We start from the raw sequence: 13,584 nt of genomic DNA, 5'->3' as shown, positions 1-13,584 counted from the left end.
CTTACACTTCTTGCTCAACCGTTTCGTCTTCGATGCCGAGTTCTTTCTTAATCCAGTCATATCCTTCTGCTTCCAAGCGTTGTGCCAACTCCGGCCCTCCTGATTTCACAATGCGCCCCTGCATCATCACATGCACGTAGTCTGGTGTAATGTAGTTTAGCAAACGTTGATAGTGGGTAATGATCAAACAGCCGAAGTCGCTGCTGCGCATTTCGTTTACGCCTTTAGAAACGATTTTTAATGCATCAATATCAAGACCGGAGTCGATTTCGTCCAAAATGGCGATTTTCGGTTCCAACATCAGCAGTTGCAAAATTTCGTTACGCTTTTTTTCACCGCCGGAAAATCCTTCGTTTAAGTAGCGGTGCGCCATGTCCGGATTCATTTCGAGAAATGACATTTTCTCGTCCAATTTGCGGATGAACTTCATTAAGGAAATTTCGTTTCCTTCCCCAAGACGAGCATTAATCGCTGTCCGCAAGAAATCGGCGTTCGTTACTCCGCTAATTTCGCTCGGATATTGCATCGCTAAGAAAAGGCCTGCGCGGGCACGCTCATCTACTTCCATTTCCAATACGTCTTGTCCGTCTAACGTGATGCTTCCTTTTGTTACTTCATATTTTGGATGGCCCATAATGGCCGAAGATAACGTCGATTTACCGGTTCCGTTCGGTCCCATGATGGCGTGGATCTCGCCGCCTTTTACCTCTAAATTGACCCCTTTTAAAATTTCTTTTCCTTCCACCGATACGTGGAGATCTCGAATCGTCAACACTGCCATGAAAAATACCTCCAATTTTCACAAAAAATTTGCATATCTCATTGACTGATTTCACACACTTATTTTATTCTCATTTTATTCTCATTACAATCTTATAACAAATGAAATGTATTATCAACCATTTAACCTTATTACGATACTTTTTAAATAAAAAAGTTTTGAAAGTATGTAAGCAAAACATGACTCTTTTCCATCAATGTTAGTATGTTTCACAAAAATGCGATTAAACATCTGAATTGCGCGCGCTTGTGAATAGTTCTTTCCTTGGATTATACTGTCGTTAAAAAAGAACGGAAGCACTCGTGCTTCCGTTCTCTTTTTTTATTGCGCTGCTGGAATGACAGCACCTTTATATTTTTCTTTAATAAAGTCTTGAATTTCTTTTGATTGCAACACTTCGACAAGCGTTTTAATTTCTTTTCGGTTTTCGTCGCCTTTGCGTACAGCGATGATATTCACATACGGATTATCTTTTGGCGATTCCACTGCAATTGGGTCTTTTGCCGGATTTAAGCCGGCATCGAGCGCATAGTTCGCGTTAATAACGACGGCATCGCCTTCGTTGTTTTTATAAATTTGCGGTAAAAGACCTGCGTCTACATCTGTTTTAAATTTTAATTTTTTCGGATTTTCTACAATGTCTTGAACGGTTGCTTTCGTTTTATCGACACCGTCTTTTAATTTAATGAGACCCTTTTCTTGCAACATCGATAAAATGCGGCCGTGATCGGCAACCGAGTTGCTCATAATAATCGTTGCGCCTTCTGGAAGTTCTTCAAGGCTTTTATATTTTTTTGAATAAATGCCGATCGGCTCGATATGAATGCCGCCTGCATTGACGAAATCATAGCCGTATTCCTTTTTCTGGGATTCTAAATAAGGAATGTGCTGGAAATAGTTTGCATCAATTTCTTTGTCCGCCAATGCTTTGTTTGGCAAAATGTAATCTTGGAATGTCACAATTTTTAAATCAATTCCTTTTTCTTTTAAAATCGGTTTTGCTTTCTCTAAAATTTCCGCATGAGGTACGTTTGAGGCGCCAACAACGAGTTTTCCTGTTTCTTTTTCGCCGCCGGCATTGTTTTTGCCGCCGCACGCCGCAAGCACCAACACAAACGCAACCGTCAATAATGCAATCCATTTTTTCATGCTGTTTTCCTCCTCTTTTTTATCTTTTATCTATTTTAGAAGTGACAAAGTCACCAATAAACTGAATGATAAACACGATGACTAAAATGAGCACAGTCGCGACAAATGTTACGTCGTTATGGTTGCGCTGAAATCCTTCTAAATATGCTAAGTTTCCAAGACCGCCCGCACCGACAACTCCCGCCATTGCCGTATACCCAACAAGGGCAATCGCGGTGACCGTAATACCAGAAATAAGCGCTGGCAGTGATTCTGGGATAAGCACTTTCCAAATAATTTGTGCTGTCGTCGCCCCCATCGCTTTCGCCGCTTCAATGACACCTTTATCGATTTCTCGCAAGGCGATTTCTACCATGCGCGCATAAAACGGTGCGGCCCCGATAATGAGCGCTGGCAACGCCGCATTCGCCCCGAGAATTGTGCCGACAATGAGTTTTGTAAATGGAATCAGCAAAATAATTAAAATGATGAACGGAATCGAACGAAAAATATTGACGAATGCCGAAATGACGGTATTGGCGATTTTATTTTCCCAAATGTTCCCTTTCGATGTTAAAAACAGCAGCAACCCAAGAATGAGGCCGAGCACAAACGTCGCAGCAACTGCAACTCCTGTCATATAAAGCGTTTCAGATGTCGCCGCCCAAATCGTTTCCCACTGAACGTTTGGAAACAAGTTATTCATTCGTCACCACCTCCACTTCGACTTGTTGCTGACGAATGAAAGCGAGCGCTCGCTCGATGTCTTCGTCTGATCCATCCATATGGATAAACAACACGCCATATGAACCGTGATGCGTTTGCGAAATTTTTCCTTGCAAAATGTTAATGTTTAGCTGAAATTGACGAATAAGCTTGGTCATGAGCGGTTGCTCGGCGGCTTCACCGACAAATGTTAATTGAACGACTTTCCCAGTCGAATATTGCTGAAGCAAATGAGCAATCGTTTCTTTCGTTTCTTCCGGTTCTGTGATTTGTTGAACAAACCGTTTTGTGATCGTTTGCTGCGGCTGGCGAAAGACGTGCAATACTTCTCCTTCTTCGACAATTTTCCCGTTTTCCATCACCGCCACCCGATCGCAAATTTTGCGAATGACGTGCATTTCATGCGTAATTAACACAATCGTTAATCCTAGACGCTTATTAATATCCACTAATAAATCTAAAATCGAATCGGTTGTTTGCGGATCCAAGGCGGAAGTCGCTTCATCACACAATAACACTTTCGGATTGTTCGCCAGCGCCCGCGCAATGCCGACACGCTGTTTTTGTCCCCCACTTAACTGCGATGGATAAGCATGCTCCCGGCCTTCAAGACCGACAAGCTGAATCAACTCATCCACCCGTTTCAATCGCTCTTCTTTCGGAACGCCGGCAATTTCTAACGGAAACGCAATATTTTCACGCACCGTCCGCGACCAAAGTAAATTGAAATGCTGAAAGATCATGCCGATTTCTTGGCGGGCTTGGCGCAGTTCTTTCCCCTTAATATTGGCGATATTCCGACCAGCGACGATCACATTTCCTTTCGTCGGCTTTTCTAATCCGTTTAACAGGCGAATAAGCGAGCTTTTTCCCGCACCGCTGTAACCAATGATTCCGAAAATTTCTCCTTCTTGAATATGCAAACTGACGTCATTAACCGCTGTCACTTCTCCGCGGTTCGACGGATACACTTTCGTCACATGTTCTAATGTGATCAATCACATCTCACCTTCCTTTTACGACAAATAAAAAACCTTTCTGCTTAAGAGAACAGAAAGGTCATATTTCCCCATTTCTGTCTCTTATCTCTCAAAGCAACTGCTTTGTGTGAATTGGCACCATTTCAGCTCCTGCTGACGGTTGCCGGGTTTCATTGGGCACATCCCTCCACCTCTCTTGATAAGAGCAGCAACACGCTCATTTATTCAATTAAAGCTTTAATGCATTCAAGAGTCATTTTTAATTAAATTACGAATGTGATTTTATCATCGTTATAAGGAAAGTGTCAACAAAAAATTTTTCTAATATATATGTTATATTTTGGAATGAAACATCGCAACTCAAGTACAAAAGATGTGAGATCATCGAGTTTCTGTAGCTTTTCTTCTCTTTTAGAGCAACCAAATCTGCTATAATCAACACCGTAACAAACCGGTTGCAGGGCTTCATCGAGCCACCCCTCAGTCATCCTTGATAAAAGTTATGAAATTATATTATTTTTCAGAATAATAAAACTATCATTTCATCCATGACAATAATTTTGCTTCTTTTAAGAGGCATATCGGTATGGTTTGGCTAAATGAAGAAGTGATTCTAATAACAACATATGGCGGAAACTTCCGAAAACCGCTACCTCTTTTAGACGGAGCAGCTGCTGCAACTTGAGTTCTCCATAAAACAAGCTTTTTAGCACTTCTTTTGATCCGCAAACTGTGACGGTTTTTTGTTCTTCCCTCTCCATATCGTGCTGAATCCCGTATTTGGAAAGTGAAAAAGTAATCGTTTCCTCCTCACATTCCACACAAACATATAGCGACTCTTCCGGTAAAATCGGTAACAAATGGTTCAACGCGTTTACCCGTTCGATAAACTGTTTCACTAATTCATGAATACTCATTATTCCCCCCGCCTCTCCATTTTCCTTTTCTCTCATTGATTTCCATCAAAAGAGGCGCTAATCCTTTATAAACTTCTCGACAAATCACAAGCAAAACAAACAAAATTCTTCACATTTCCCGAGAAATATGTCAAAAAGCGTCTATTCATGCAAAAAAACATCGCCAACGATGACGATGTTTTCACACTTGTTGGATGACCTCGTATAAGTGAGGCACGGAATGAAATGCATATATCTTTTTCTTTTGACTTCCATTTTGAAACAAAAGCAAACAAGGAACGCTTTCGATTTCCCATAAAGCCGCACGTTCAGGCATATAATTAATATCCGTTTTGCAAAATGTGATATGAGGAAATAGTTGCTCCACAATGTCGACCATGCGCTGAGCCAACTGACATGTTCCGCACATCGGTGTATATACATATAAACAGACGAAGGTCTCCTGTTGAATCAGTTCGTCTAGCCGCTTAGCTGTTACTTCTTTCATCTTCGCACCGTCCAAACTTTTTACAAATCATCCGCATACACATCAATATTCGCCCCTAGCAATACGGCCGCAATATGCCGCCTTGGCGCAGCGGCGACTTCACGGTACATACGATCAATATATAAATGCTCCGCTTCCGGAAATTCGCGGCGCAATTGTTTCCTTAATCTCTCTCCAGCTTCATCGGCATCCACTAAGATAAACACCTCTTTATTATAAAGCGCTTCAATCCATTCGTCTAATTTGGCGCGGCTAATCGTCCCGTTCGTGCAAATAATTTCTACCGGTTCTTTTACTAAACTTTCGATTTTTTTCTTATCGGAGCGTCCTTCGACAATAATTACTTTTTCAATTTCCGTCATAATCATCACCTAATAACAAAGATCACCTTATTATAGTATTCTATACGTTTGCTTGTTTCTCCTCCATTATTAAACAAAGCAATGACGCAGACGGCCATTGCTTCGTGCACACCTATTTATTCTTCGTTAATCATTGCTTCGTATTGCTCGGCTGTCAATAAATTGTCAAGTTCGCTTACATCAGACGGCTCGATGATGATCATCCATGCTTTTTCATACGGAGATTCGTTCACAAATTCAGGGTTATCGTTTAACTCTTCATTCACTTCCACCACTTTTCCACTGATCGGCGCGTATAGTTCCGAAACCGTTTTTACTGATTCCACGCTGCCGAACGGTTCGTTTGCTGTTACTTCCGTTCCGACTTCCGGAAGTTCAACAAAAACGATATCTCCCAATTCGGATTGAGCAAAATCCGTAATACCTACTCGAACTTTGTCTCCTTCTACACGTACCCATTCATGTTCTTCAGAATAACGTAATTCTTTTGGCGTGTTCATTTCAAGTCCCTCCAACTGCAAATGTATTCTTTTTAATCATAACTGATTTTTTCGAAAAACTCGACTGTCCTTCCTTAAGCTTGTCCAAAAAATTTTTCGTACAGTTGCTCGTCAAAGCCGATGACGACACGCGTCCCATCCGTTAAAACCGGCCGTTTGATTAACATGCCGTCCGACGCTAAAAGATCCAACAATTCCTCGTCCGAAGCGGTACGGATCCGATCTTTCAATCCAAGTTCACGGTATTTCTGTCCGCTTGTGTTAAAAAATTTTTTTAACGGCAGGCCGCTTTTTTGATAAAGTTCTTTTAATTCTTCTTTTGCCGGCGGGTATTCGGCAATATGTACTTCATTCACCGCAACACCGTGTTCATCGAGCCATTTTTTCGCTTTCCGGCACGTGCCGCACTTTGGGTACCAATAAAACGTTACCATCTCATCACCTCAAATAACGAAAGTACCAGACCATAGTCTGGTACTTCCATTATTACACAATATAACGCTCCGCTTCAATTAACGCCGCTGCTGCTTCGCGTTTTTTCGCGATCACATTAATTGGCGTATGGCGAGTAAGTTTACGCAATGCCGATAACATCATGCGCAACATATCACCTTGTTCCACCGCAACAATCGTTTCTTTTGCATGTGCTTCAATTTCATTAAACGCTTCTTGGCAGAAAATTTCAGTGTAAAGAACTTTTTGTTTGTTTTTCTCGACACCGGATGTTTGGATTGCTTTTTCGGTGCGAAGAAGAGCGGACTCCATTGCATAAATGTTGCTGACGATGTCGGCGATATTTACTAAAATCTCTTGCTCTTTTTCTAATTTCGGACCGAATTTTTGTGCAGCTAACCCAGCCGTTAGCAACGCAATTTTCTTCGCATTGCGCACTAAATATTTCTCTTGCTCAAGCACGCCGTCGCCCACTTCTTCCGGCATTAACATCATCAATTCTTCTTGCAATTGTTGCGCTTTTTGAAGGAGCGGCAATTCTCCTTTCATCGCTTTACGCAAATACGTACCTGGCACAAGGAGACGGTTAATTTCGTTCGTTCCTTCGAAAATGCGGTTAATGCGCGAGTCACGGTACGCGCGCTCGATTTCATACTCTTGCATAAAGCCGTAACCGCCATGAATTTGCACGCCTTCATCGACGATGTAATCTAATACTTCCGTCGCAAAGAATTTGTTGAGCGAGCATTCGATGGCATATTCGGCAATCGATTTCGCGATTTCTTTGCCGTCTTTTGCTTGTTCCGCGTCTAGTTGGCTCATCCGCTCTTCAAATAAGCCAACCGTGCGGTAGACGGAGCTTTCCGCTGCGTACAATTTCGACGCCATGGTCGCAAACTTTTCTTGTGTTAACGTAAATTTTGAAATTGGCGTTTTAAATTGTTGACGTTGGTTCGCGTATTGAATCGTAATTTCTAGCGCGCGTTTCGCGCCGCCGACCGCACCAACCCCTAATTTATAGCGGCCGATGTTTAAAATATTGAAAGCGATGACATGGCCTTTGCCGATTTCGCCAAGCAAGTTTTCTTTCGGAACGAGCGCATCCTGTAAAATTAATGTACGCGTCGAAGAGCTTTTAATGCCCATTTTCTTTTCTTCTGCACCTGTCGATACGCCTGGGAAGTCACGTTCGACGATAAACGCTGAGAAATGTTCGCCGTCCACTTTCGCATAAACGACAAATACATCGGCAAATCCAGCGTTCGTAATCCATTGTTTTTCTCCGTTTAAAATGTAGTGCGTGCCTTCAGCGTTCAGTTTTGCTGTCGTTTTCGCTCCTAATGCGTCCGAACCGGATCCAGGCTCCGTTAACGCATATGCGGCAATTTTTTCTCCTGTCGCTAATGCCGGTAAATATTTTTGTTTTTGTTCTTCCGTACCGAATAGAACGATCGGAAGCGAACCGATCCCGACATGCGCTCCATGAGAAATCGAAAAACCGCCGGCGCGTGACATTTTTTCGGCAATGAGCGCGGAGCTGATTTTATCAAGCCCTAATCCACCGTACTCTTCTGGAACGTCCGCTCCTAACAATCCAAGCTCACCTGCTTGTTTTAATAGTTTCACAGAACGGTCAAATTCATGGTTTTCCAAATGCTCCAACTGCGGAAGAACTTCGTTCACAACGAACTCTTCGGTCGTTTTCGCAATCATTTTTTGTTCATCCGTAAAATCTTCTGGCGTAAACACACGCTCACAAGAAACATCTTCAATCAAAAAGCTGCCGCCTTTTACTACTTGCTCTGCTGCTTTTGTCATCGTTATTCCTCCCCCTTATTGTTGAACAGATGGGGCGGAAAAATACCGCCCGCACCGCTTGTTAGTCGATTAATTCAAACACACCTGCTGCGCCCATGCCGCCGCCGATGCACATCGTAACGATGCCAAACTGTTCGTTGCGGCGGCGCATTTCATAAAGAAGCGATAACGTCAATTTCGCGCCAGTACAGCCAAGCGGATGACCGAGCGCAATCGCTCCGCCGTTGACATTCACTTTTTCTTCGTCTAAGCCAAGCTCGCGAATGACTTGGATCGATTGGGAAGCAAACGCTTCGTTGAGTTCAAATAACCCAATGTCAGAAAGTTCCAACCCCGCAAGCTTCAACGCTTTCGGGATGGCTGCGACCGGACCAATGCCCATCACTTCCGGCGGTACCCCAGCCACCGCGAACGAACGGAACTTCCCGAGCGGTTTTAAGCCTAACGATTCCGCTTTTTCACGATCCATGACCATGACCGCTGCGGCGCCGTCGCTCGTTTGCGAAGCGTTTCCAGCCGTGACCGTTCCGTCGACAGCAAACGCCGGACGCAGTTTCGCGAGCGTTTCCATGTTCGTATCTGGGCGCACGCCTTCATCTTCAGAAAACAATACCGTTTTTTCAATAACTTTGTTGTTCTCGATTTTGCGAATCGTTACTTCAACCGGAACGATTTCATCGACAAATTTTCCTTCGCGAATTGCTTTTGCCGCCCGTTGATGGCTGCGTACGGCAAACGCATCTTGATCTTCGCGCGTAACGCCGTATTTCATCGCCACTTGCTCAGCCGTATGCCCCATCGACATGTAATATTCCGGCGCGTTTTCAGCGATTTTCACGTTTGGACGTACGACGTGCCCCATCATTGGTACAAGGCTCATTGATTCGACGCCGCCGGCAATTACTGTATCCGAATGCCCAAGCATAATCCGCTCCGCAGCGTAAGCAATCGCTTGTAATCCTGATGAGCAATAACGATTGATCGTAATCGCTGGAACGGTGTACGGAAGTCCAGCTAACGCTCCGATGTTGCGGGCGATGTTTAATCCTTGTTCCGCTTCCGGCATCGCACAACCGATAATTAAATCGTCAATATTCCCTTCATAGTTTCCTGCCCGTTTTAACGTTTCTTTCACGACAAGTGCCCCTAAATCATCCGGACGCACATAGGCAAGCGTTCCTTTTTTCGCTTTTCCGACAGGCGTACGCGCCCCCGCTACAATGACCGCTTCTCTCACAATCTTCCCCCCTGTTTTTATGAGCTTTTCTTCCCATTTTAGTTACGCAACGGTTTCCCTTTGACAAGCATATGCTGCATTCTCGCTTGTGATTTCGGTTCGCCTACTAAACTTAAAAACGCTTCCCGCTCTAAATCTAATAAATATTGTTCATCGACTTCCGTTCCGTACGGCACTTTTCCTCCAGCAATGACGTATGCGAGCTTTTTCGCAATCGTTAAGTCGTGGTCGGTAATATAGCCGGAAAGATGCATCGACTGTGCTGCCAATAATAGCGTCGCATACCCAGTTTCGCCGACCACTGGCACTTTTTTGCGCACGGGTGGCTGATAGCCGTTGTCATAGAGCGTGAGGACTGCCTGTTTTGCATCGTGTAACAAATGATCGCCATTCATCGAAATGCCGTCTGTATTGTTTAAAAAGTTTAATTCACGCGCTTCGATCGCCGACGTCGACACTTTCGCCATCGCAATCGTTTCAAATACTTTGTTCGCAACTTTTTGTAGATCAAATTCAACACCGTTTGGCAAGCTATTTAAATGTTTAATGTACAGTTCTTTGTTTCCGCCGCCGCCCGGAATGAGGCCGACACCGACTTCGACAAGCCCCATGTACGTTTCAGCTGCTGCTTGAATGCGGGCAGACGGCAAGCAAATTTCCGTTCCACCGCCGAGTGTCATCGCAAATGGTGCCGCCACTACTGGTTTTGGACTGTATTTAATGTTCATCATCGCCTGCTGGAATTGACGGACGACAAGCTCAATTTCCAAATAGTTGTCGTCTTGCGCTTCCATTAAAATCATCGCAAGGTTGGCGCCGACGCAGAAATTTTTGCCTTGGTTACCGATGACAAGTCCTTTGTAGTTGCGATCGACTTCTTCGAGCGCATAGTTGATCATTTGCACAATATCTAAACCGATTGCGTTGTTTGGCGAATGAAACTCTAATAGCGCGACATCATCGCCGAGGTCAATGAGACTTGCACCGCTATTTTTCTTAATAATGCCTTTTGCTTCTTTCAGACGTTGAATATGAATGACTTTGACGTTTTCCTCTACCGCTTTGTATTTGCCGCGATCGTAAAAGAGCACGTTGCCGTTTTCCGTTTTGTAGAACGATGTGTGTCCGTTTGCCAGCATTTCAGTGATCCAATCCGGGATATTCCGTCCTTCCGCCTGCATTTTGCGAACCGATTGCTCGAGACCGATCGCATCCCACGTTTCAAACGGACCGAGTTCCCAGCCAAACCCCCATTTCATTGCGCGGTCGATCGCCACGATATCGTCGGCGATTTCTCCGAGCAATTTTGCCGAATAAAGCAGAACGGAACTAAAAATATTCCAAAGCAACGTGCCAGCACGGTCATCTGCATATACAAGCGCTTTCAATTTATTGGCTAAGCCTTTCGCTTGTTTGCTCATTTCTATAGCTGGCGTTTTTAATTTTTTGCTCGGCTCGTATTCCAGCGTTTCGTAGTTCAGTTCTAAAATGTCTTTTCCTTTTTTTAAGAAAAAGCCTTGACCAGATTTGCTGCCGAGCCAGCCTTTTTCAAGCATTGCTTTCATAAAATCAGGGACGTGAAATGCTTCTTTTTCTTCCCCTTCGACTTTTTCAAATACGTTATTCGCTACGTGGGTAAACGTATCCAATCCGACGACATCGAGCGTGCGGAAGGTGGCACTCTTCGGCCGTCCGATGAGCGGACCGGTGACGGAATCGACTTCGCCGACACTGTAGCCGCCTTTCATCATCTCTCTTACCGTCACTAACAATCCGTACGTACCGATGCGGTTGGCGATAAAGTTCGGCGTATCTTTCGCCATGACAACGCCTTTGCCGAGGACATCTTCACCGAACGTTTTCATAAACGAAACGACTTCCGGATCAGTATCCTTTGTCGGAATCACTTCAAGCAATTTCAAATAGCGCGGCGGGTTGAAGAAATGAGTGCCTAAAAAATGTTTTTTAAAATCTTCAGAACGGCCTTCTGCCATCGCTTCAACCGAAATTCCTGACGTATTGGAGCTGACAATGCTTCCCGGTTTTCTCACCTCATCGACTTTGGCGAAGACGCTCTTTTTGACATCCAATCGTTCGACGACGACTTCGATAATCCAATCCGCTTCCGACAAACGATGGAAATCGTCTTCAAAGTTCCCGACTTCAATGAGTGCGAGCTTCTCCTTAGACATGAGCGGTGCCGGCTTTTGTTTTAACAGCTTTTGAAGTGCTTGATTGACCAAGCGGTTGCGTACTTCTTTATGCTCGAGCGTTAGCCCTTTTGCTTCCTCCTCTTTTGTCAATTCACGCGGCACGATGTCGAGCAGCAATGTTGGAATCCCGACATTGGCTAAATGCGCCGCAATCCCGGAACCCATCACCCCAGAACCAAGGACAGCGGCTCTTTTGATTCGTTTAACCATGAAAGTTCCCCCTCGCCTCTATTGAATGAATAGTCATTCATTTTTTGTCGAAAAAAAATTTCGCATCAACGTTCCTCTATATTTAAATATAAAATATGTTGCAAATTTTCGCAATATATAAACTTAACATTTTTTGTCTAGAGTATGAAAGATTTTTGCTGGCGATGCTAATAACGGAGGTGGCAAACATGGCAAAAATGCAAAAAAACCCATCGAAAACCGCAGTGAGTGCCGCAAGCGTGAAAGGAAATGCAGGCCCGACGGTTGAAATGGACGGCGGCGGAAAGAAAACGAGCCAAAACCAGCAGTATAAAAAACAAAACATGGAAGGATAGGAAAATGAAAGGATGACGTTTTCATTAGTCGGCTCCTTTTCCTTTATTTATTGTATTTGCACACCATTCCTTTTAGGATGAAAACTACGTTATCTCCGCGAAGCGACACATAAAGTAGCCGTATCAGTCGGCAAGAGAATTGCTTGCCGACTGCGGCAGAAAAGCTAGAAATAGAACCATCTCAACAGTTTTTTATTGGTTAATCAACACGCCGACCTCATAAATATCTTTTTTTGACAAAACTCGTCCTATGTATAAATTGCCCTGAAACGGATAATCTACAACCGAACGATCTATCAAGAAAGGAGTCTGCCATATGCAAATGCAACAACAAACAATGACGCAACAGGCAGGAATGCCACAGCCGCCGCAAGTTATTTCGACAAAAGATGCTCTATATTTAACAGACATGATGTCATGGAATTTACTCGCGATGAAAAAAGCACATTTTTTTGCATCGCAATGTCAAGATCAAGAAGTCGTTGCCGCCATCGAACGGGCAGGACAAATGCACCAGCGCCATTACCAACGCATGCTGCAGCATTTGCAAAATCCGAATCAGCCGAAAACACCGTTACAATAGCAAGGAGGAAACACAATGAACCAGCAAACAATCCAAAATCGTGAAACACAAGTACCAAAAACGCCGCAAATGAACGATCGCGATTTTTTGAATGATATGTTAACAACAGAAAAGTATATGACCTCTTCATATAGCACGTTTTTACATGAAGCGAGTCATGAACAGTTGTATCAAGATATGCTCAATATTTTTACGGAAACGCAAAGTTGTCAGCGCGAACTGTATAACTTAATGTTTAAAAAAGGGTGGTACAAACTCGAAGTCGCTAACCAGCAAAAACTGCAACAATCGTATCAACAATTTCAAGGATACACAAGTCAATTCCCATATCAAAACAACGTTCAATAAAACACCTGTCCCCGTACATGTCGTACGGGGAGGCATGTCAATTAATACCAATATCCTCCATAAGGAAAATAAGGAGGATACAGAGGATACGGTCTTGGATACCCGTAAAAAAGTGATGGGATTAAGGCGCTGCCAAGCAAACCGCCTAATAACCCGCCAAAAAACGGGCCGCCAAAAAACCATCGTTCCTCATATGGATAGTGCCGAATCATCATGATTCTCCTCTCACAACGGAATTTTTAAAATGATTACCAAATTGGGCCGTACGGATAACCGTAATATGGATATCCGTAAAACGGTGGGATTAAGGCACTACCTAACAATCCACCTAAAAATCCGCCAAAGAATGGGCGACCAAAACCTCCAAAGAATGGACCGCCAAAGAACGGACGACCAAAGCCTCCAAAGAATGGACCGCCAAAGAACGGACGACCAAAGCCCCATATTCTTGTATCTTGTAAATTCACATCATTCATCGCATTCATCCTCCCTTAATGATTTCGATC

At 43.8% G+C, this 13,584-nt stretch carries 17 protein-coding genes and 1 riboswitch; of the genes, 3 read left to right on the top strand and 14 right to left on the bottom strand.

The window, feature by feature from the left end; all coding sequences use genetic code 11:
* Position 1 precedes the first annotated feature (1 nt).
* From sufC to HNQ34_RS06990, 12 genes are all read right to left on the bottom strand, one after another.
* Positions 2-781 (bottom strand): Fe-S cluster assembly ATPase SufC, encoded by a 780-nt coding sequence (gene sufC / locus HNQ34_RS07045; protein ID WP_183253013.1) that lies wholly within the window; start codon positions 779-781, stop codon positions 2-4.
* Positions 782-1,102: 321 nt separating this feature from the next.
* Positions 1,103-1,930 carry a MetQ/NlpA family ABC transporter substrate-binding protein gene (locus HNQ34_RS07040; RefSeq protein ID WP_183253011.1) on the bottom strand — a complete coding sequence of 276 codons (828 nt, stop codon included), beginning with the start codon at positions 1,928-1,930 and terminating at the stop codon, positions 1,103-1,105.
* A 19-nt stretch (positions 1,931-1,949) separates the two neighbouring features.
* Positions 1,950-2,615, bottom strand: coding sequence for a methionine ABC transporter permease (locus HNQ34_RS07035; protein ID WP_183253009.1), 666 nt, complete (start codon positions 2,613-2,615; stop codon positions 1,950-1,952).
* Positions 2,608-3,633: a methionine ABC transporter ATP-binding protein gene (locus HNQ34_RS07030; RefSeq protein ID WP_183253007.1), complete on the bottom strand. Its 1,026-nt coding sequence runs from the start codon at positions 3,631-3,633 to the stop codon at positions 2,608-2,610. The genes HNQ34_RS07035 and HNQ34_RS07030 overlap by 8 nt, the downstream gene beginning before the upstream one ends.
* A gap of 81 nt (positions 3,634-3,714) precedes the next feature.
* Positions 3,715-3,821, bottom strand: a riboswitch (SAM riboswitch).
* Positions 3,822-4,184: 363 nt separating this feature from the next.
* Complete coding sequence (locus HNQ34_RS07025) at positions 4,185-4,532, bottom strand: SCP2 sterol-binding domain-containing protein (protein WP_183253006.1); 348 nt, start codon at positions 4,530-4,532, stop codon at positions 4,185-4,187.
* A 181-nt stretch (positions 4,533-4,713) separates the two neighbouring features.
* Positions 4,714-5,019 carry a thioredoxin family protein gene (locus HNQ34_RS07020; RefSeq protein WP_183253004.1) on the bottom strand — a complete coding sequence of 102 codons (306 nt, stop codon included), beginning with the start codon at positions 5,017-5,019 and terminating at the stop codon, positions 4,714-4,716.
* Positions 5,020-5,039: 20 nt separating this feature from the next.
* On the bottom strand, positions 5,040-5,381 hold the full coding sequence (locus tag HNQ34_RS07015) for a toprim domain-containing protein (RefSeq protein ID WP_183253001.1): 342 nt from the start codon (positions 5,379-5,381) through the stop codon (positions 5,040-5,042).
* Between the two features lie 116 nt (positions 5,382-5,497).
* Complete coding sequence (gene gcvH, locus HNQ34_RS07010; RefSeq protein WP_183252999.1) at positions 5,498-5,881, bottom strand: glycine cleavage system protein GcvH; 384 nt, start codon at positions 5,879-5,881, stop codon at positions 5,498-5,500.
* A 74-nt stretch (positions 5,882-5,955) separates the two neighbouring features.
* On the bottom strand, positions 5,956-6,315 hold the full coding sequence (locus HNQ34_RS07005; protein WP_183252997.1) for an arsenate reductase family protein: 360 nt from the start codon (positions 6,313-6,315) through the stop codon (positions 5,956-5,958).
* Positions 6,316-6,367: 52 nt separating this feature from the next.
* Positions 6,368-8,152 carry an acyl-CoA dehydrogenase family protein gene (locus HNQ34_RS07000; RefSeq protein WP_183252995.1) on the bottom strand — a complete coding sequence of 595 codons (1,785 nt, stop codon included), beginning with the start codon at positions 8,150-8,152 and terminating at the stop codon, positions 6,368-6,370.
* A gap of 61 nt (positions 8,153-8,213) precedes the next feature.
* Positions 8,214-9,389, bottom strand: coding sequence for an acetyl-CoA C-acetyltransferase (locus HNQ34_RS06995; protein WP_183252994.1), 1,176 nt, complete (start codon positions 9,387-9,389; stop codon positions 8,214-8,216).
* A 38-nt stretch (positions 9,390-9,427) separates the two neighbouring features.
* Positions 9,428-11,812 carry a 3-hydroxyacyl-CoA dehydrogenase/enoyl-CoA hydratase family protein gene (locus HNQ34_RS06990; RefSeq protein ID WP_183252991.1) on the bottom strand — a complete coding sequence of 795 codons (2,385 nt, stop codon included), beginning with the start codon at positions 11,810-11,812 and terminating at the stop codon, positions 9,428-9,430.
* Between the two features lie 188 nt (positions 11,813-12,000).
* On the opposite strand from HNQ34_RS06990, the gene HNQ34_RS06985 reads away from it, so the two are divergent.
* The 3 genes from HNQ34_RS06985 (at position 12,001) to HNQ34_RS06975 (ending at position 13,078) form a co-directional block, all read left to right on the top strand.
* A complete protein-coding gene (locus HNQ34_RS06985) occupies positions 12,001-12,147 on the top strand; it encodes a YuzL family protein (RefSeq protein WP_183252989.1) in 147 nt (48 codons plus the stop codon).
* A gap of 322 nt (positions 12,148-12,469) precedes the next feature.
* Entirely contained in the window at positions 12,470-12,730 is a 261-nt protein-coding gene (locus tag HNQ34_RS06980) for a hypothetical protein (protein WP_183253135.1), read from the top strand.
* Positions 12,731-12,745: 15 nt separating this feature from the next.
* The gene (locus HNQ34_RS06975; RefSeq protein ID WP_183252987.1) at positions 12,746-13,078 is read left to right on the top strand and encodes a spore coat protein; all 333 of its coding nucleotides are present in this window, start codon (positions 12,746-12,748) and stop codon (positions 13,076-13,078) included.
* 41 nt (positions 13,079-13,119) lie between these two features.
* Here the strand turns inward: HNQ34_RS06975 and HNQ34_RS06970 are convergent, their stop codons facing one another.
* Positions 13,120-13,290: a hypothetical protein gene (locus tag HNQ34_RS06970; protein WP_183252985.1), complete on the bottom strand. Its 171-nt coding sequence runs from the start codon at positions 13,288-13,290 to the stop codon at positions 13,120-13,122.
* A gap of 36 nt (positions 13,291-13,326) precedes the next feature.
* On the bottom strand, positions 13,327-13,554 hold the full coding sequence (locus tag HNQ34_RS06965) for a hypothetical protein (RefSeq protein WP_183252983.1): 228 nt from the start codon (positions 13,552-13,554) through the stop codon (positions 13,327-13,329).
* Between the last annotated feature and the right edge of the window lie 30 nt (positions 13,555-13,584).

Source organism: Anoxybacteroides tepidamans (assembly GCF_014201465.1).
Lineage (GTDB): Bacteria > Bacillota > Bacilli > Bacillales > Anoxybacillaceae > Anoxybacteroides > Anoxybacteroides tepidamans.
The sequence above is the reverse complement of the archived record's forward strand: the minus strand, read 5'-3'. Positions and strand labels throughout refer to the sequence as shown.